We start from the raw sequence: 19,201 nt of genomic DNA, 5'->3' as shown, positions 1-19,201 counted from the left end.
ATGTGTCGGCACCTCGGGTATCTCGGGCCGCCACGTTCGGTTCGTGAACTCATCCACGACGGCGAGAACTCACTGATGCGACAGTCGTGGGCACCTCGCGAGATGCGTGGCGGCGGGACCATCAATGCCGACGGATTCGGTGCGGTGTGGTGGAACGGTGGAAGACAGGGGCGGTACCGCAGTATCTCGCCGATCTGGTCGGACCCGACAGTCGACGAGACGTTGTCCCACATCGGTTCCGGAGCCGTCCTCGCCGCCGTGCGTTCCGCGACGGAGGGGATGGCCGTCGAGATCGGTGCCTGCGCACCGTTCGTCGACGGAACCTACGCCTTCAGTCACAACGGAGCGGTATCCGGTTGGCCTGGATCACTTGCCGACTTGGCGGCAGAAGTTCCGGCCGTCGAACTGCTGAAGATGCCCGCCCCGACGGATGCTGCCTTGTTGTGGACAGTGCTTCGGCATCGGTTGAAGTCGAAGCCCGCGGAGGTCGCCGTGACGAGCCTCGTTCACGATGTGGCTGCGGCGGCGCCGGATTCACGATTGAACCTCCTGTTCGGCGACGGGCAGGAACTGTGGGCCACGGCTTGGGGCCACACGTTGTACACGCGGGTCGACGAGTCGCGGGCCCTGATCGTTTCCGAACCGTTCGATCGATCCCCGGACTGGGAGCAGGTGCCGGACCGGCACATCGTCTGCGCGCGTCCCGGCCATGTGATCATCACCCCGATCCCGATGGGAGAAAAATGAAAACCCCTACGCTCGAGGTTTATCTGACACCGGCCGAATCGGTCGACGCACTGCGAGCCGAGGCCAGGGAAGGGCTCAGCGCAACGCCGAAGTGGCTCTCGCCCAAATGGTTCTACGACGCGCGTGGAAGTGAACTGTTCGAGGAGATCACGGCCTTACCCGAGTATTACCCCACCCGTACCGAACGCGGCCTGCTCACGCAGTACGCCGACGAGATCGCGGCGTTGACCGAACCCGAGATCCTGATCGAACTGGGTTCAGGTTCCTCGGAGAAGACGCGGTTACTCCTCGACGCGATGACGGCTCGCGGAACTCTGCGAACGTATGTACCGCAGGATGTTTCGGTGACGGCCCTCGAAGGCGCGGCGCAGCAAGTCGGTGCCGAGTTTCCCGGAATCGACGTGCTCGGAGTGGTCAGCGACTTCACCGGTTCGCTGCATCATCTGCCCGGTGGTGGACGGCGCGCGGTCGCTTTTCTCGGCGGAACTCTCGGTAATCTCGTTCCCGCAGAACGAGCCGAGTTCCTCTCGGGGATCGCAGCGGTGCTCGCTCCGGGGGAGAACCTGATCCTGGGAGTGGGATTGGTGATCGATCCGGCGGTTCTCGTGCCCGCCTACGACGACGCTGCCGGCGTGACTGCCCAGTTCAACCTCAACGTTCTCGCGGTCCTGAACAAGCAACTGGGAGCGAACTTTCCCTTGGAAGACTTCCGTCACGTCGCGCTCTGGGATGCCGAGAACCAGTGGATCGAAATGCGGTTGGAAGCACTTCGTGAACTCTCGGTGCATATCGACGACCTGGATCTGGAGATCACCTTCGCAGCGGGCGAGCAGCTACGCACCGAGATCTCGGCGAAGTTCACCGAGGACGGGATTGCCGCGGAGCTCGCGTCCGCGGGCTTCGGGGTACGGAAGGTGTGGACAGATCAGGATCAGCGCTTCGCGTTGTTGTGCGCGCAGCGGGCGTGAAGTGGGCGCTTGTCAGAGGATGCGGTCTCCTCCTAGGGGATCGGTGAATACCCCGGGATTGCGTAAAACTTGTCGGTGGGCGCCCGTAGAATCGCTCATATGTTCGAATCGAAGACTTCCGCGGGCGCGCTGTTTCGGCAGCATGCGGAAATCGCGCGCGCCCACTTCCTCGAGATCGACGCGGTCACTGCGCTGTACTTGGACCGTTGTGAGGAGGATGCCGCGGTTGGAGTCAATGAGGCTTTTCGGGGTCAATTCGCGCACGTGGAGATCGCGTCGATACTGAGCATTACGGAGTACGCCGCGCAGAAAATGATTGCACTGGGATGTGACCTGCGCTGGCGACTTCCGCGGGTGGCGGCCGCTTTTGCTTGCGGTGACATCGATCTGGCCAAAGCGACGGCACTGTCCGAAGCTCTCGCCAACGTTTCCGAGCACGCGCTCGATGAGATCGAGCGACTCCTCGTGGACGGTGCCTGCCGTGCAACCGGTAACAAGTTGAAGGCGCGCGCACGAGGTCTCATTGCTCGGTACGACCCTGATGGGGTGCGTGCCAGGCGAGTTCGTGCGGAGGCGGATCGGGACGTTCGAACGTGCGCGTCGCACGACGGTATGTCGACTCTGGACGGAATGCTTCCAGCGGTCGGCGCTCAGACTTTGGCCACCAGGCTCCGTGCGATGTCGATGCAGGTGTGTGGTTCCGATCCGAGAACTTTCGGGCAACGTCGTGCCGATGCACTGATCGCATTGGCGGAAGGAAAGACGTCGTTGGATTGTCAGTGCGACGGCGATTGCACCCGTAGGGATGATACGAAGACCTCCGCGCTCCCGATTGCGACAATTCTTGTGGGTGTCAACGCTTCCACCCTGCTCGGATTCGACGACCTGCCAGGCTATTTGCAGGGGTACGGCCACATCGATGCCGACCTTGCGCGCGCGATCGCCGCGGACGCCACGTGGCAGAGAGTCCTCACCCTTGCACCGTCCGAGGTGCAACATTGTTCGACTGCGGGGGCAGTCGGACCGGTGCTCGGCGTGGGTCGGTCGATGCGCTCACCGGAGATATTGCCCGCTGCGGCAAGGGATAATCGCTCGAGAAGGAACAGTGGTTCGCGGCGCGGTGAATCCACGTACCAGCCGTCCGCGGCGTTGGCGACGATTGTAAGGACGCGAGACGGTACGTGCCGCTTTCCGAATTGTGTTGTGCGTTCTGATAGTTGCGATATCGATCACACGGTGCCGTTCGATCACGGCAACCCCGCTCAGGGAGGGCCTACTGCAGAACGGAACTTGGCCTGTCTGTGTCGAAAACATCACCGATTGAAGACGTTTGGCAGGTGGACAGTGAAGCAAATCGGAGGTGGTCTTCTGGAGTGGAAAGATCCGTCAGGACGACGAACGGTTACCGCGCCCGTAGGCCCATTCTGTGACCCCGAACTGAGAGTGCCCGACGCGGCGAGACTGCATTTGACGGACGACGATGCGCTGGAACGACGTTTCGGACTTCGGGACAGGGGAGTGGAAGCGGATCTTGAATACCTCCTGGACTGGAGTGTGCCCGGTTGGCGGAAGGCACGATCTGCATCAAGACGCAACGCGTCCCCACTGGCGAACGCCTTGCCGGAGTTTGCCGACTTCTGAAGGGGTTTCGTTTCTCCTGTGGCCTGCGGGTATAGCGAGAGGGCCCGAAAAATGGTGTTTGTCTGTTTATAGTGAGGCGCAGAACGGTTTCCGACCCGAGGAGAACGCGTGCGTCATCCGAAGCTCGCCGCATTGACCGTGGCCCTGACTGCAGTACTGGTGATGCCGGTAACGCAGAGCGTGGCTCAACCCTTCCCCTTCGACCCCGGCAGTTTCGGCAACGGCAGTACCGGATCGCTGGGCGGTGACGACCCTGACATCCCCATCGAGAACACCCTCCCGCAGCTTTCGGTCACCACACTCGTCGACGGACTCGATCACCCCTGGGACGTCGTGGCAGCCCCGGACGGCGCGATCCTGACGGGACAACGGTCCGGCGGATTCTTCGTTCGCCGAGGCGACAACACGACAGGTCCAGTCTCTGCTGACCTTTCGGATCTCTACGCTCAGTCCGAAACCGGGCTCATGGGCATCGCGCTTGCCCGTGACTTCGCTCAGTCGCGCACCCTCTACACCTGCCAGGGATTCAGCGCTGGGGGAGTCACGGACGTTCGAGTGATCTCGTGGACCGTCGACGCCGGATGGACCGCCCTCACTCGAACCGGAACCGTATTGCCAGGAATCCCGGTCTCGTCCGGGCGTCACGGGGGTTGCCGAATTCTTGCGGCGCAGGACGGAACGCTGTTCGTCGGGACGGGTGACACCGCGACGCCGAGGGTTCCGCAGGATCCGAATTCGTTGGGCGGCAAGGTCTTGCACATCAACGCCGACGGATCTCCAGCAGCGGGGAATCCGAATGCAGGCAGCCCCGTCTACACGCTCGGGCATCGCAACGTCCAAGGCTTGGCCGTGCAACCTGGAACCGGCCGGGTCTACTCGGTTGAACAGGGCACAAGCGTCGACGACGAAGTCAATCTGCTTACCCCCGGCGGAAATTACGGCTACCGCCCGGATCGGCTTCCCGGAACGTACGACGAATCCGTGCCGATGACCGATCCGGTGCGAGTGCCGGGAGCAATTGCGGCGGTGTGGCGTTCGGGTAGCTCCACGTTGGCTACCGCCAGCGCTGCCTTCACGGGCGGAGCCGCGTGGGGTGCCTGGGACGGTGCGCTCGTAATGGGTGGTCTCAAGAGCAAGGAACTGATCTTCCTCCGCCTCAGTGCCGACGGACGCTCGGTCGACGCGCAGACCTTCGGGTTGGTGAACCAGTTCGGGCGCTTGCGCTCGGTGACTCCGACGCCGGACGGCTCGCTCCTGGTGACCACCGACAACGGAGCAGGCGACAAGGTGCTGCGGGTGACGCCAACGCCCTGATCTTCAATACCAGGCGATGACCCGGCACGGACCACCCGAACCACCCGCATGCGTCGGCGCTCCCACCATCACCGTGGCGCCGACGGCCGGAAGTGCGGACAGGTTCGCGAGGGCTTCGACTGCGTACTTTCCTGAGCCCAAAGCGCTTCGGTGAGCCCCGTGGGTGGTGCTTCGGCCCCCGTCGATGCTGAGGGTGTCCGAACCCACGGCCACTATGTCGCGCTCGCGGACGAGGAAGTCGATCGCTTCGGGGGCGAATCCCGGAGTGTGTTGCACGCCGTGTACATCTCGATTCGTGAAGGCTCCGCCGGCACCGGCCCGGGTATCCCAACCCGAGTTCATCGCCACCAGGCTGCGAGGAGAGATTGTCCCGTGGACGGCTTCCCAATCGAGGATGTCCTGACGGGTGAGCAACGCGTCAGGGTCGACGGCGGCTCGGGCGCTGATATCGACGACCGCGATCGGTACGACGAGGTCGGTGACTGGAATCTTCTCGACAGTGATTCCGTCCGCACTGGCGTGCGCGGGCGCGTCGATGTGCGTACCGGTGTGTTCCTCGAGGCGGAGTTCGTTGAGGTAGAAGTTTCCGCCGAAACCAGCGGACCCGAGCGAGCCCATGGACCCGCCGGCGTCGGCGATCTTCGCCAGGTTCCTCATCTCGAACGAGCGCGCGCCCGGCCACACCGGGAAATCCGGGGTCAGTACATGGGTCAGATCGACGATGGTCCGACCCGATGGCGCTGCCGACGCAGTGGGCTGCACCGCGCCGGCCACGACGGTCGCGCCGAGCGCAGTAGTGCCGAGCGCCGCGAACATCGATCGTCGGCTGACTTTCCTGCCCTCTCGTCCGATCGATTCGTAGACCTCCGACAACACCTTCGGCGAGCACATCAGAAACTCCAGATCACCGGGATCAACACCGTCGCAACTACCAGGAACCACAACAACATCGGGAGTCCGAGCTTCCAGTAGTCGCCGAACTTGTATCCGCCAGGTCCCATCACCATCATGTTCGCAGGAGTGGCGACGGGCGTCAGGAAGGAGGCTGCGGCAGCGACAGTCACCGTCATCAGAAGGGGCAGCACCGAGATATCGAGTTCGCCGGCGACCGAGATGGCGATCGGCGTGATGATCAGCGCGGTCGCGGTGTTGCTGATCAGCTGACCCAGCGTCGCCGTCACGACGAAGAGTCCGGCGACGACGACATACGGGCTTGCACCACCGACGACGTCGACGAAGGCATGAGCGAGTTTCTCGGCTGCGCCGGTCTGCTGGATCGCGGTCGAGAGCGGGATCATTCCGCCGACGAGAATCAACGTGGTCCACGAGATGGACCGATGCGCTTGCTCCACGCTGATCACTCGTAACAAAACCATCGCACACGCCGCGAGGAGTCCGGCTATCGCCGACGGCACCAATCCGAAGGTCAGCAACACGACCATCGCCGCGACGACGACGAGGGCGATGACCGCGCGAGTTCCCAACGGCGCTGCCTGCTTACGGATCTGACCAGGTGCGTCGACCACGAGGACATTCGGATCGACCGCGGTGTGGGTGTCGAGATCGTCCCAGCTGCCTTGCAGGAGGAGCGTGTCACCTGCCGCCAACTTGACGCCCTTCGGGCCGCAGTCCTCACCGGCACGCTGGACCGCGAGGATCACCAGATCGCCACTGCCGGTCACCATGCCGGGAAAAGCCCTGTCGCCGATCATTTCCGAGCGCGGCGGGATTATCACTTCGACCACACCGTCGTGCTTGGTGATCAAGGGCTCTGCGGACGGCGCATCCTTGCCCATCAACTGATACTGCTTCGCGAGGGTCTTGGCATGCCGGCTCAGGTCAGGCGACATTGACGTCCCCGCACGATGGGGGAGGACGTGAGGACCGAGAAGTACGGCGATCGCGATCGTTCCCAAAACGAGCGGCGCGCCGACCAAGGTGAAACTGAAGAACCCGAAAGCACCGGCCCCGGATTCCTCGGCGGCTTCGGAAACGATGATGTTGACCGGTGATCCGGTCAAGGTGAGCATCGAACCGGCATGGGCGGCAAATGCCAACGGCAGAAGCAGTTGTGACGTCGACTTACCGAGACGCACTGCCAAGACGACCACCATCGGCACCAGCGCGGCTACGGCTCCGTTGACGCTGATCAATGCGGTCAACGCGGCAACCAGCAACATGATCGCACTCAAGAGGCGGACACGGGATTCGCCGACTTTCGCCAGTAGTTTCTCGCCCGCCCACGTGGTGACACCGGTGGCGTCGAGGGCTTCGCTGACGACGAAGAGCGCGGCGATGAACACCACCGTGGGATCGCCGAATCCGGCAAGCGCCTGCTCCATCGTGATGACACCGGTGGCGTAGAGCGCCAGGGCAGTGCCGATCGCGATGATGCCGACCGGGATTCGGCCGAACACGAACAGCGCCACGACCAGTGCAAGCACGACAAAGGTGATGGTGATGTCATTCACGATTCGTAAAGGTACCTGCTCATACAGAACGGCCCCGTCTCGCAAGGGAGACGGGGCCGTGGGACGGACGCGAAGGAATTAGTTGGAGGCGGCGATGCGAGCCTTCTCGAGAGCGGCCAGCGTGCGAAGAACCGTGGCCTTCTGCTTGTTGAGATCGCTCAGTCGCGCGCGCGCCGGCAACCCTTGTGCGAGTTCGGCGACCTTGATCTGCTCGTCGATCGAACCGAGCTGATCGAGAAGCCCTAGGACGCGAGCCTGGAGCGTATCGATGTCCACGGTGTCCGTCTTGACCGGAGCGGCAACGCGCGTCGCTGTGCCCGTGCTGGCGGGGCGGGAAGCCCGTGCGGGTGACGTGTCGGCGACAACCGTTGCGGCACGGGGTCGAATTGCCTTGCGAACGGCGGCCGCATCGGGAAGGACGTCCATGCGGATCTCGTTCAGAACTCGGCGAGCCTCGCGAGCGTTGACGCGGTACTCGCGCTCTTCGTCGTCGTCGGACTGCAGCGTGCCGCCGAGCGGGCGCAGACCGTACATACCGAGGAAGCGCTTCGCGTCGTCGATGATGCCTTCGTTTTCACGACATTTTCCACAGCGGGGTTCGTTGCGGAACATGTCCACGGAGTTGTCGTCTCCGCACCAGACACAAGATCCTGGGCGCCACCGCCGGATCGTCGGAACTGATGAATTCAGGGAATGAGATTCGGGCCGGGATTCCAGGGTTTGCGCGTCGATCACGACGAGCCACACTAGGCGAAGATTGCGGCGCGGTGAACACCGCCCCAACATCGACCTGGGTTTCTGGTCGTGGGCGTGATCAAGATCATGCTGAATGCCGTATTCGGTGGTATTCGTGTGTCCCACAGGTGGTTTCATGATGACCGGGTGGTCTGTTTCTGTGGTGTTCACGAAGACGACGACGGGCGCGTACCAGTGACCGTGAAGTCACAGGTACGCGCCCGTAGAACAGCGTGAGACTAGGCGCTGCCGTTGAACAGCGAAGTCACAGAACCGTTCTCGAAAACTTCCTTGATGGTGCGAGCCAGCAGCGGTGCGATGGACAGCACCGTCAGCGTCGGGAACTTCTTCGACTCGTCGATCGGAAGTGTATTGGTGACAACAACTTCCTTTGCGCCACACGTCGACAGACGCTCGGCAGCAGGGTCGGAGAGGACGCCGTGGGTTGCAGCGATGACGACGTCACCCGCTCCGGCCTCCTTGAGTACCTTGACCGCGCCGGCGATGGTTCCGCCGGTGTCGATCATGTCGTCGATCAGGATGCAGGTGCGACCTTCGACATCACCGACGACGCGGTTGGACTTGACCTGGTTGGGTACCAAGGGATCGCGCGTCTTGTGAATGAACGCCAGCGGCGCTCCGCCGAGCGAGTCGGCCCATTTCTCGGCGACGCGAACGCGGCCCGAGTCGGGGGAGACCACCGTGATGTTCTCGAGGTTGTAGCCCGCGCGAATATGGTTGGCCAACTGGCTGTGTGCGTGCATGTGATCGACGGGGCCGTCGAAAAAGCCCTGGATCTGATCGGTATGCAGGTCGACCGTGATGATGCGATCGGCGCCGGCGGTCTTGAGCAGGTCAGCGATCAGGCGAGCGGAGATCGGCTCGCGTCCGCGGTGCTTCTTGTCCTGGCGGGCGTACGGGTAGAACGGAAGAACGGCAGTGATGCGCTTGGCCGATCCACGCTTGAGAGCGTCGATCATGATGAGCTGCTCCATCACCCACGTGTTCAGCGGTGCCGGATGACTCTGCAGGACGAACGCGTCGGAGCCGCGAACCGACTCTTCGAATCGAACGAAGATCTCACCGTTCGCGAAGTCGCGCGCGGTCTGCGGGGTGACGCTGATGTCGAGTTCCTTCGCCACCTGCTCCGCCAACTCGGGATGTGCGCGACCCGAGAACAACATCAGGTTCTTCTGGTTGTCGATCCAATTCGCAGTCACTGGTTCATGCCATCCTTTTGTACTTGCCGGTCGATCTGGTGGTGATCTGTGCTGTCAGGTAGTGCAGGGCTGTCAGGTTGTTGCAGGGCCGTCAGGTTGTGCAGCTGCTGCTGCTGCAGCATCGGCCGCGGGCGTGCCGGGACGATTCTTCTGGACCCAGCCCTCGATGTTGCGCTGCAAACCACCGGAGACGGCAAGCGCCCCTGGCGGTACGTCGTTTCGCAGAACGGTTCCGGCCCCGGTATATGCGCCGTCACCAACGGTGAGCGGGGCGACGAACATCGTGTCGGAACCGGTTCGCACATGCGACCCCACCACAGTACGGCTCTTGTTCACGCCGTCGTAATTGACGAAGACGCTCGAAGCCCCGATGTTGCTGTGATGGCCGATGGTGGCGTCGCCGACGTAGGTAAGATGCGGAATCTTCGAATGCTCGCCGATGTCCGCGTTCTTCGTTTCCACGTATGCGCCGATCTTCCCGTGGTCACCGAGGCGTGTAGCCGGCCGCAGGTAGGCGAAAGGACCGACGGTCGCGTCGGCTCCGATTACGGAGTCGGTCCCGTGGGAGCGGACGACTTGCGCGCGCTCCCCGACGCTCACGTTGTCCAAGGTGGTGTCGGGGCCGATCACGGCGTCCTCGCCCACCGACGTTGTGCCGGTCAACTGAACTCCGGGCAGGAGCGTCACGTCCTGTGCGATGTGCACGCCGCAATCGATCCACGTGCTCGCCGGATCGACGACGGTGACGCCGGCACGCATCCAGGTCTCGAGGATCCGACGGTTCATCTCGCGGGCGAGCGTCGAGAGCTGCACGCGGTCGTTGGCGCCCGCGACGAGAACCGAATCCGCGATGTGCTGCGCGCGAACACGCTTGCCCGCGCGACGGGCGATCATGATCACATCAGTGAGATAGAACTCGTGCTGTGCGTTGTTGGAGTCGAGAGACGCCAGCGCATCGCGCAGAGTCTCGAAGTCGAAGGCGTAGACACCTGAATTGACCTCGGTGATCGAGCGCTGCGAATCGGTGGCTTCCTTCTCTTCGACGATGGCGTTGACTTCGCCGTCCGTCGTACGAAGGATCCGTCCGTAGCCGGTGGGGTCGAGGGCAGTCGACGTCAACACCGTGACCGCGGCCGCGGGAGCGGCAGTGTGCTGAGCGAGGAGGTCTGCGATGGTCTTGCCGTCGAGCAGCGGCACGTCGGCGGCCGTCACGAGTACGGTTCCGGCGAAGTCGACCGGCAGACCCTCGAGTCCGCAACTGACGGCGTGCCCGGTGCCCTTCTGCTCGTCCTGAACGGCGACGGTGACGGGCCGGCCCAGTTCACCCGCGACTGCGTTGACTGCTTCGGTGACACGCTCACGATCGTGACCGACGACGGTAACCAGGTGCGTGGGGTTCAGTGAGGTTGCCGCGTGAAGCGAATGTGCCAGCATGCTGCGTCCGGCAAGAGTGTGGAGGACCTTGGGAGTCTTCGACTTCATTCGTGTACCGGCACCCGCTGCGAGAACGATCACGGCGGTCTGCACTGGTTTGAGCTCCCTCTGTCGATCAAACTGTCGATCAAGCTGTCGATCAAGACACGCATTTCCGCTCGGAAAATGCATGTTGTTCACCAGCTCCGCCGCCAGGACTCGAACCTGAACTATCTGAACCAAAATCAGAGGTGCTGCCATTACACCACGGCGGATTGCCACGCATTGCCGAGCCTTGCGGCCGAACGCGCGCAAGAATAATCGCATGCCGACCCGCCGTAGGTCGAACCGCTCCTCTGATTGGGTCCCCGAAGTCCCGATAGGCTGAGCGTCCACAGCAGTAATTTGTGTGTCGGCGAGAGGAAGACAATGGCGGCGGTGTCCGGTTCGGGTGGCGGGGATCCAGTTCCCGAACGAGTGACACGGATCCGGATGACCGGTACCCAACGTCGGCAACAACTGATCGAGATCGGGCGGGCATTGTTCGCCGAACGGGGATACGAAGCGACGTCGATCGAGGAGATCGCCCAGCGAGCAAACGTGTCCAAGCCGGTCGTGTACGAGCACTTCGGCGGCAAGGAGGGGCTGTACGCCGTAGTAGTGGACCGGGAGATGTCGCGACTCCTCGAGATGATCACGTCTTCGCTCTCGCAAAATCGCTCGAGAGTTCGAGTCGAGCGGGTTGCGTTGGCTTTGCTCACCTACGTGGAAGAGCACACTGACGGATTTCGGATACTCGTGCGCGATTCGTCCGTTGTTGCGCCCAGTGGGACGTATTCGAGCTTGCTCAACGATGCGATCAGTCAGGTGGGCTACCTGCTTGCGGGGGACTTCTCCAGACGCGGTTTCGACCCCGGACTAGCAACGATGTACGCACAGGCGCTTGTCGGCATGGTGTCCACTACGGCTACTTGGTGGCTCGACGAACGGACTCCGTCGAAGGAAGTTGTCGCCGCTCACCTTGTGAATTTGTGTTGGAATGGGCTGACGAATCTGGAAGCCGACCCACAATTGGAGGGTTAACCAGGCGCGCCTGCCGCGCAGAGATGGATCGCGGTCTAAGCTGTGTTCGCTGTATCACGATCGTTTGATGGGCAAATGTCTCATTTGTTTGCAGGGTGGGTTGAATGCCGAACCGTGCCTTCCATTTTGACGCTGTGAACGGGTAAGACCAAGGATTCGTTCGATGTGTGGTGATTGGAGGCCGGATCGATGGTGAGGCAAGAGCGGGCAGAAGCCACCCGTGATTCGGTGCTGCGCGGAGCAGCGGGTGTGTTCTTGCGCCTGGGTTATGCCAATGCCAGCTTGAGCGAGATCATCGCTGAGTCGCAGGTGACCAAAGGCGCGCTGTACTTCCATTTCGGGTCCAAGGAAGAACTCGCGCGGGCGGTGATCGACGAGGGTTCGGCGCGTTTCGACGCAAAATGTGAGCTCTGGTTGGACCGTCGCACTCCCGCACTCGAGTCGCTGATCGGTATTTCGTCGGTCATCGTCGACATCGGTGCGCATGACGCCATGGTTAGAGCAACGTTCCGCTTGTTGGTCGAGATCGGGGACTATCGGGGCTCCGGGCCGGCGACTCTGGACGTGTGGCTCGATATTTACCGTGAACTTGCCAGCCGTGCGGCAGACGAAGGTGATCTGCGTTCGGACGCGGATTCTGCTGACATTGCTCGTTTCCTGTTGGAAGTGGCGTCCGGAGTTCGGCTGATGGCAGCCGCGACCGGGACCGTTCGTGAGCTTTCGGACTCCATGAAGGCATCGTGGAACCTGATACTTCCGATCGTGGTCCCGGAATCGAAAGTGGAGTACTTCAGGCAATTCGCGGCCCGCCGCCTTGCCAGCGATCACTGAAATCACTGACTCTCCGCACTGCTCCTTGGCCAGTTTGCTGCAAATGTCCTGGTAGCGACATTGTTCTCTTTGTTCTGCATTCGAAACAAACTAAGAGTATGTTTATGGTGTTGATGGGAATCTGGAAGTCTGATCTTGCCCATCATCTTCGGATTGCGGTATGTTCTACCGGTAGCTGAAGAATTGCTGAGAATGAAGGTTTGTCAGGGCAGGGTGACGGCGTCGGCGCACCGGGCAGCATAGGGGGCTGCCCGGCGTGTACGACCCCAGATGGGGAGTCAACAGATGGGTGACACTGCGCCGACGCCGATGCTCGATATCGGCCCGCGGATCGGCTGTGACGTAGTGAACGTCGTGGATGTCACTCGAAGTATCGAACTCTTCGGGCGGAGGTATCTCGATCGGACCTTCACCCCGCACGAATTGCAGACGTGCGCCGGGCCGGCGCGGGATCAACGATTGGCTGCACGCTTCGCCGCCAAAGAGGCTGTTGTGAAGGTGCTCAGGCCGGGTGACGTTCCCGTCCCGTGGAATTCCATCGAAATCACTCGGGCCGAGTGGGGTGGTTGTGGGGTGACGCTGTCCGGCAATGCCGCGGAACTCGCGCGGGCCCAGGATCTGCACGATTTTCAAGTATCTATCTCGCACGAAGCGGACGTGGCCATCGCAATGGTGATCGCAACACGCTCGGGCACTCGCATCGAAAAGAAGGACGACATCGCTGATGATTGATCAGGCAATTCGGAAAGTGCTCGTCGAGCACGGTCGGCTGGCAGTCGACGTGAGCACGATCGATGGAGAGGCCGATCTTTACGAGTTGGGTTTGACGTCGCACGCGAGCGTGAATGTCATGTTGGCGCTGGAGGATTCGTTCGACATCGAGTTCCCTGACGAGTTCTTGCGGAAGAGTACTTTCGCAAGCGTCAAGGCGATCGAGGGTGCGTTGACGGAGTTGGGTGCTGCATGAACGCTCCGCAATCGCAGTGCGCCACCGGGACAGCCCTCGAGCGGGCCACACGGCTGGCCGACGAAGTTGCAGCGGTGTGGGCCGACGAAGTCGATGCCGAGGCAAGGTTTCCGCGTGAAACTGTCGACGCCATGCGAAGCGAACGGCTGCTGTCGGTAGCTGTGCCGAGGGAACTAGGCGGCGAAGGACTCTCGCTGCAGGAAGTGTCGCAGATCGCCCGTGTGATCGGAACACGCTGTGCAGCAAGCGGAATGATTTTCGCGATGCATCAGACGCAGATCTACTCGTTGGTCAAGCACGGCAACACCGAAGCGCTACGCGGGTTTGTCGAAGAAACGGTCGACAAGCAACTGCTGTTGGCATCGGCAACCACTGAGCTGGGAATCGGTGGTGACGTCAGCCGGAGTTACTGCGCGGTCGAAGACTTGGGCGGTCATCTGCTGTTGATCAAGAACGCGCCTGTCATTTCGTACGGCGAACACTCCGACGCGATAGTCGTGACGGCTCGGCGAACCCCGGAGAGTCAGCCGAACGATCAGGTTCTCGTTGTGTGTCGTACCCCAGACCTGACGCTCGAACGCACCACCGAGTGGAACACGCTGGGACTCAGGGGAACTTGCAGTCTTGGTTACATCCTTCGGGCCACCTCGACGCCCGAGATGGTCGCCGACGTACCGTATTCCGATATCTCCACCCATACGATGCTTCCGGTCTCGCACGTCGTCTGGAGCTCGGTGTGGTTGGGAATTGCCGACGCTGCAGTCGAGAAGGCACGCAAGTACGTGCGTGCCGCCGCACGCAAGCAGCCCGGAGTCACTTCCCCCGGAGCGCTGCGGCTCGCCGAAGTTGCTGCTTCGGCACAACAATTCGCCGATCTCGTCGACGCCTCTGCACGCAGGTACGACCGCGCAGTCCACGCTGCGGAAGGCGCCGCCGATTTCGAGGCGACAGGAGCGGTGGGCTTTTCGCTCGCGATGAACAACCTGAAAGTCACAGCCTCCACCGCGGTGGTGGAAATCGTGGGGCAGACAATGCTGATCTGTGGCATCTCGGGATATCGCGAGGACACCGAATTTTCGCTCGGTCGGCACCTTCGTGACGCGCACGGCGCAGCGGTGATGGTGAACAACGATCGAATCATGGCAGGTTCAGCGCACATGGCTATCGGATACCGGGGAACGCTATGACGACGGAGAATGTGACAACCGAGACTGTGACAGGCGAGACCGATCTGGATCGGGCTCGGGCTGCATTTCAACGCGAACTGCTCGTCGAAGGACTATTAGTCGAGACAGAGGTACCGGGACTCTACGGGCGTTCCGGCGTGTTCGAGGACATCGTCGACGGTATCGACCGAGTGGTGGTTGCAGCGGGGCCAGGCGACGCCGCGACTCGGCTGCGGTTCCCGCCGGTGTTCCCTCGTAGCAGTTTCGAGCGCACCGACTACATCGCTTCGTTTCCCAACCTCACCGGCGCCATCAACACCTTCGCTGGTTCCAATCGCGATCACGCGCGACTGCTGGCCGATCGCGCCGACGGACAATCGTGGGATCGCCACCTCGAGCCGACCGAGACCATGCTCGTCTCCGCAGCGTGCCATCCTGCCTATGCGCGATACACCGGAGTTCTCCCCGAAGGCGGGGTGCTGCTGGACATCTACGGTTTTTGCTTCCGGCACGAACCGGCGATCGATCCGGCTCGCATGCAAGCGTTTCGGATGCACGAGTTCGTGACGATCGGTGACGCCGCGGCAGCGCGAGCGCATCGCGAGCACTGGATCGAGCGGGGGCTCGAGGTGCTCGGCCGGCTCGAACTCGACGCCACCCCGGTGATTGCCAATGATCCTTTCTTCGGACGCGCCGGAAAGATGCTTGCAGCCAACCAGCGTGAAGAGAATCTCAAGACGGAACTGACGGTTCGGCTCTACGGAGATCTCGACGAGGGCACGGCGATCGTGTCCTCGAACAACCATCTCGACCATTTCGGTGTCAACTTCGACATCCGAACGGCGGAGGGGGAGGTGGCGCACAGCTCGTGCGTCGGCTTCGGGATGGAGCGAATCGCGTTGTCCTTGTTGCGGACTCATGGTCTTGATGTGGCTGCGTGGCCAACCTCCGTACGCGAACGAATGGGCATCTGATGTCCCGGCTCATCGACATTTCACCTGATCGCTACCAACCCCATTCGTTGCACCAGGACGACCGGGTGTGGGCGCAGACCAACTGCTATACGGATCTGTGGATCGAAGTGTTGCATTCGCTGGGATTGGACCCCGTCCCGGCGCTGGCATGTGCCTTCTCATCGCGGTTCGACGGGACTCAGTGGACGTTCCTCAAGCTCAAGGCCGAGGACATCTACGCGCTGTACGGAATCGAAGTCGCCGAGATGAACGTCTGGCGGGCCCCGCTGATCCATGTCGAGGACAACCTCGCGGTTGGGATGCTGTCGACGGTTGAAGTCGACGGATACTGGCTTCCCGACACTCTCGGAACGAGTTATCACGAGGGGCACACCAAGACCACGATCGTGCCCAATCGGATCGATCGCGTTGCCGGCGAGCTCGAATACTTCCACAACAGCGGGTACTACTTGCTGCGAGGCGACGATTTCTCCGGTGTCTTCGATCTCGATCGTTCCTCACTTCCTTCGTTCGTGCCCTACGTCGAACAGATCAGGTTGAATCCGGTTCACGCGACCAACGCCGGAAACATCGCCGAAGTGGCTCGGCGGAACGTAGCGGTTCGAGCCGCGGGTAATCCCGTGCGAGAGCTGGGACGCCGGGTGATCGACGACCTCGAATGGGTGCAGGGGGCGGGTATGGATGCCTTTCACCTCTGGTCCTTCGGGCTACTTCGTCAGTGTGGTGCCAGCGCGGAGCTGGCAGCCGACGCCAGCGAGTTTTTGGACACTGCAGGTTTCTCCGGGACAGGCGAAGCTGCGCCAGATTTCCGCAAAGTGGCGTCCGGGGCCAAGAGCGTGCAGTTTCAGATGGCGCGTGCCTCCAGGGGCCGCGCGGTGGACCCGCGTGAGCAACTCGACGAGATGGCCGTGTCGTGGAAGAGAGCGATGGAAGTCGTTGCCGACACAATCGGCGTCGACTCGCATCGACACTTGAGGTTGGTCTAACAGTGCCTCGTTCGTCAGCAGACCTGCTGGCCGGCGCGATATGGCGATGCGCTGCAACCGAACCCGGATCCATATCTGATCCGGATGCCCTCGAAACCGTGACCGAGTGGGTCGCAGCGTCTGTGCCTGGGACAGTCGTTGGTGCGATACAGGCGGCGCAAACGGACGCCGGACGCACGAAGTCCGTTGCATCGTCGTCGGTTTCATCATCGTCTGTTGCATCATCGGACTGGTGGTTCGTGACTACCGTGGCCACGACCGGTGAGGGGTCGTGGCTGCTCCAGTTCGACGGTGTGACGGCGTTTGCCGATGTCTGGATCGGCGGCGTCCATGTCGCGTCCACTGAATCCATGTTCACGCCTGGGGAAGTGAGCATTCCGGCCGTAGTCGGCGCTGGTAAACGCGTCCAGGTCGCTATTCATTTTCATTCTCTGTCCGCGATTCTGAGATCGAGGCGTCCTCGAGGACGTTGGCGCTCGTCGATGGTCCGTGAACAGGGTCTTCGGTGGATCCGAACCACGATGCTCGGTATGGCTCCCGTATTCAGTGGCGTTCCGGTACCGGTGGGACCGTGGCGGGGTATCCGGTTGTTGGACAAGGGAGTTGCCGCCGTAGTCTCGGCTGTCAAGCACGCGAGTGTTGACGGCACAACCGGTCACGTTGCCGTCAGCGCTCGGCTCACCGGATTGCCGGCCTCGCTGGAGTACGTGACCGTGCGCGTCGGCGAACACTCGCGACAATTGGCTGTAATTGCCGGACCGGACGGATTCCTCGAGGTGTCCGGCGTCGTCGAAGTGCCGGACGCGCAGTTGTGGTGGCCGCACACTCATGGCGCTCCTCGCACGTATCCGGTGACGATAGAAACGATCGGAGTCTCCGAGCATCTCGGTTCAGTGGGCTTCCGGACGGTGGAGGCCGACAGATCCGATGGTGGATTCCGTTTGAATGTCAATGGCATCCGGGTGTACTGCCGTGGTTCGGTGTGGGTGCCGACCGACCCGATCTCGCTTCAAGACGACGCCGGCACCACTCGTGTCTTGGAACGCCTGGCTGAGGCGGGCCTGAACATGATTCGAATCCCGGGGACGATGGTCTACGAGAGCGACCACTTCTGGGAGGAATGCGCGCGACTGGGCATTCTCGTGTGGCAGGACATGATGTTGGCGACGCTTGATCCGCCCGATACCGACGAATTCTTCGAACTCGTCGCAGCAGAGGTCACCGCGTTCTTGCACAGAGTGCGTGGAAATCCCGCTTTGGCAGTCTTCTGCGGCGGCAGCGAGACCGAACAGCAGCCGACCATGCTGGGCTTGGTCGATCAACACATCCCGCTCATTCATTCGAGACTGCCGGAGCTGATCTCGGCGGTGGCACCTGAACTCGAATACGTGACGTCGTCGCCCTCGGCGCCTCGCGGGGGAGAGCAATTGGCAACGCATGTCGGAAGCGGGGTCGCTCACTACTTCGGGGTGGGTGCCTATCGTCGTCCACTGGCCGACGTGCTCAGCGCGCGAGTACGTTTTGCGACCGAATCATTGGCATTTTCGATTCCACCGTCGAATGCCGTGATTGAGAACGAATTCGGTTCGCTCGCCGTCGCAGGGCACCACCCGGCATGGAAAGCCGCGGTGCCGCGGGACAACGGATCGTCGTGGGATTTCGAGGATGTTCGGGATCACTACGTCCACGCGCTTTTCGGCGAAGACGCTCGTGAAGTCCGGTGGTCCGACCCGGAACGCTATCTCGACCTGGGGCGAGCAGCCGTATGTGAGGCGTTCGCCTCGACGCTCGGCTATTGGCGTCGCCCGGATTCTCGGTGCGACGGCGCCTTGACACTCGCACTGCGAGACCTGGAGCCCGGGCCGGGATGGGGGGTCCTCGATTGGAGCGGCAGCCCCAAGGCTCCGTGGTTCGTGCTCCGTAGGAGCGCCAAACCGATCGCGCTCCTCGTCACGGACGACGGTATGGACGGACTGAGGCTCGACGCGATCAACGAGACTGCCGAACCTGTCGTCGGCGAGATCAGGTTTCGAGCGCACAGTCGGTCAGGTGTCGTCCCAGTCGACGTCGCGCTACCGGTCAAGGTGGAATCGCACTCGAGTCTGACCTGGTCCGTGGACAGCCTTGTCGGCCGTTTCACCGACCTCACTCACGTCTTTCAGTTCGGGGCGCGGACATACGACGCCGTCACCGTCACGCTCGAAGACGAAGACGGCGAGATGGTGGACGAAGTGGTGCACCTCCTGGGGAGTCCGGCACGGCCCCTCGAGCGGTCGGTCGGACTTGTCGCCACGGCGCGCAACGTCGGCGACGAAGAGTGGGTAGTCGACGTCTCGACGGATGCTTCCGCCCAATACGTTGCCCTCGAACTGCAGGGCTTCGAGCCCGAAGACTCCTGGTTCCACCTCGCGCCGAACGGTCGCAGGACTGTATGTCTACGGAGAACCAGCCAGGCAACGAAGGTAATCGGCCGGGTTCGGGCGCTCAACTCTCACACCAGCGTGGCTGTGGCACCGCCGAGCGCACCGGCCACCCGATCTTCACCGGCCAAGCGGACGACGAAGAAGCCGAGCGTTACGGGAAACTGAACGGATCGGACTGCGCTGCGAGATCGCGCACCGATAGAATCGAACCGGCGCACAACTCTGCCTCGGTGGAGATCTTGCGCTCGGGCTGTGCGTCCGC

17 protein-coding genes and 1 tRNA gene are annotated in these 19,201 nt (G+C 62.1%); 12 read left to right on the top strand and 6 right to left on the bottom strand.

Going from position 1 to position 19,201, the window contains the following annotated elements; translation table 11 throughout:
• From egtC to GJB56_RS14065, 4 genes are all read left to right on the top strand, one after another.
• A complete protein-coding gene (gene egtC / locus GJB56_RS14080; RefSeq protein ID WP_020908572.1) occupies positions 1 to 747 on the top strand; it encodes an ergothioneine biosynthesis protein EgtC in 747 nt (248 codons plus the stop codon).
• Entirely contained in the window at positions 744 to 1,715 is a 972-nt protein-coding gene (gene egtD / locus GJB56_RS14075; RefSeq protein ID WP_029255892.1) for an L-histidine N(alpha)-methyltransferase, read from the top strand. Before egtC ends, egtD begins: the two co-directional genes overlap by 4 nt.
• Positions 1,716 to 1,814: 99 nt before the next feature.
• Positions 1,815 to 3,356, top strand: coding sequence for an HNH endonuclease signature motif containing protein (locus GJB56_RS14070; RefSeq protein WP_113683199.1), 1,542 nt, complete (start codon positions 1,815 to 1,817; stop codon positions 3,354 to 3,356).
• A 108-nt stretch (positions 3,357 to 3,464) separates the two neighbouring features.
• Positions 3,465 to 4,670, top strand: a complete 1,206-nt coding sequence (locus tag GJB56_RS14065) for a PQQ-dependent sugar dehydrogenase (protein ID WP_113683198.1) — start codon at positions 3,465 to 3,467, stop codon at positions 4,668 to 4,670.
• Between the two features lie 3 nt (positions 4,671 to 4,673).
• Here the strand turns inward: GJB56_RS14065 and GJB56_RS14060 are convergent, their stop codons facing one another.
• The 6 genes from GJB56_RS14060 to GJB56_RS14035 form a co-directional block, all read right to left on the bottom strand.
• On the bottom strand, positions 4,674 to 5,561 hold the full coding sequence (locus GJB56_RS14060) for a cyclase family protein (RefSeq protein ID WP_113683197.1): 888 nt from the start codon (positions 5,559 to 5,561) through the stop codon (positions 4,674 to 4,676).
• Positions 5,561 to 7,141: an SLC13 family permease gene (locus GJB56_RS14055; RefSeq protein ID WP_113683196.1), complete on the bottom strand. Its 1,581-nt coding sequence runs from the start codon at positions 7,139 to 7,141 to the stop codon at positions 5,561 to 5,563. Before GJB56_RS14055 ends, GJB56_RS14060 begins: the two co-directional genes overlap by 1 nt.
• 78 nt (positions 7,142 to 7,219) lie before the next feature.
• Positions 7,220 to 7,876 (bottom strand): hypothetical protein, encoded by a 657-nt coding sequence (locus tag GJB56_RS14050; protein ID WP_024487329.1) that lies wholly within the window; start codon positions 7,874 to 7,876, stop codon positions 7,220 to 7,222.
• Between the two features lie 239 nt (positions 7,877 to 8,115).
• Positions 8,116 to 9,096, bottom strand: coding sequence for a ribose-phosphate diphosphokinase (locus GJB56_RS14045; RefSeq protein WP_020970292.1), 981 nt, complete (start codon positions 9,094 to 9,096; stop codon positions 8,116 to 8,118).
• Positions 9,097 to 9,168: 72 nt separating this feature from the next.
• On the bottom strand, positions 9,169 to 10,623 hold the full coding sequence (gene glmU / locus GJB56_RS14040; RefSeq protein WP_113683195.1) for a bifunctional UDP-N-acetylglucosamine diphosphorylase/glucosamine-1-phosphate N-acetyltransferase GlmU: 1,455 nt from the start codon (positions 10,621 to 10,623) through the stop codon (positions 9,169 to 9,171).
• Between the two features lie 90 nt (positions 10,624 to 10,713).
• Positions 10,714 to 10,784 (bottom strand) — tRNA-Gln (locus GJB56_RS14035).
• Between the two features lie 154 nt (positions 10,785 to 10,938).
• Here GJB56_RS14035 and GJB56_RS14030 point away from each other — a divergent pair.
• The 8 genes from GJB56_RS14030 (at position 10,939) to GJB56_RS13995 (ending at position 19,104) form a co-directional block, all read left to right on the top strand.
• The gene (locus GJB56_RS14030) at positions 10,939 to 11,592 is read left to right on the top strand and encodes a TetR/AcrR family transcriptional regulator (protein WP_019744652.1); all 654 of its coding nucleotides are present in this window, start codon (positions 10,939 to 10,941) and stop codon (positions 11,590 to 11,592) included.
• Between the two features lie 189 nt (positions 11,593 to 11,781).
• Complete coding sequence (locus GJB56_RS14025; RefSeq protein WP_003946317.1) at positions 11,782 to 12,423, top strand: ScbR family autoregulator-binding transcription factor; 642 nt, start codon at positions 11,782 to 11,784, stop codon at positions 12,421 to 12,423.
• A 285-nt stretch (positions 12,424 to 12,708) separates the two neighbouring features.
• Positions 12,709 to 13,155: a holo-ACP synthase gene (locus GJB56_RS14020; protein ID WP_113683194.1), complete on the top strand. Its 447-nt coding sequence runs from the start codon at positions 12,709 to 12,711 to the stop codon at positions 13,153 to 13,155.
• Positions 13,148 to 13,390, top strand: a complete 243-nt coding sequence (locus GJB56_RS14015) for an acyl carrier protein (protein WP_113683193.1) — start codon at positions 13,148 to 13,150, stop codon at positions 13,388 to 13,390. The genes GJB56_RS14020 and GJB56_RS14015 overlap by 8 nt, the downstream gene beginning before the upstream one ends.
• Entirely contained in the window at positions 13,387 to 14,577 is a 1,191-nt protein-coding gene (locus GJB56_RS14010) for an acyl-CoA dehydrogenase family protein (protein ID WP_042952515.1), read from the top strand. Before GJB56_RS14015 ends, GJB56_RS14010 begins: the two co-directional genes overlap by 4 nt.
• On the top strand, positions 14,574 to 15,530 hold the full coding sequence (locus GJB56_RS14005) for an amino acid--[acyl-carrier-protein] ligase (protein ID WP_031333718.1): 957 nt from the start codon (positions 14,574 to 14,576) through the stop codon (positions 15,528 to 15,530). The genes GJB56_RS14010 and GJB56_RS14005 overlap by 4 nt, the downstream gene beginning before the upstream one ends.
• Positions 15,530 to 16,516 (top strand): DUF1839 family protein, encoded by a 987-nt coding sequence (locus GJB56_RS14000; protein WP_070385479.1) that lies wholly within the window; start codon positions 15,530 to 15,532, stop codon positions 16,514 to 16,516. Before GJB56_RS14005 ends, GJB56_RS14000 begins: the two co-directional genes overlap by 1 nt.
• A gap of 2 nt (positions 16,517 to 16,518) precedes the next feature.
• Positions 16,519 to 19,104 (top strand): glycosyl hydrolase 2 galactose-binding domain-containing protein, encoded by a 2,586-nt coding sequence (locus tag GJB56_RS13995; protein WP_113683192.1) that lies wholly within the window; start codon positions 16,519 to 16,521, stop codon positions 19,102 to 19,104.
• Positions 19,105 to 19,201: the final 97 nt, after the last annotated feature.

The sequence above is a fragment of the Rhodococcus sp. AQ5-07 genome (genome assembly GCF_009707305.1).
In the GTDB taxonomy this organism is placed as follows: Bacteria; Actinomycetota; Actinomycetes; order Mycobacteriales; family Mycobacteriaceae; genus Rhodococcus_F; species Rhodococcus_F erythropolis.
Note: the sequence above shows the minus strand (reverse complement) of the source record. Positions and strands in the feature narration are given on the sequence as shown.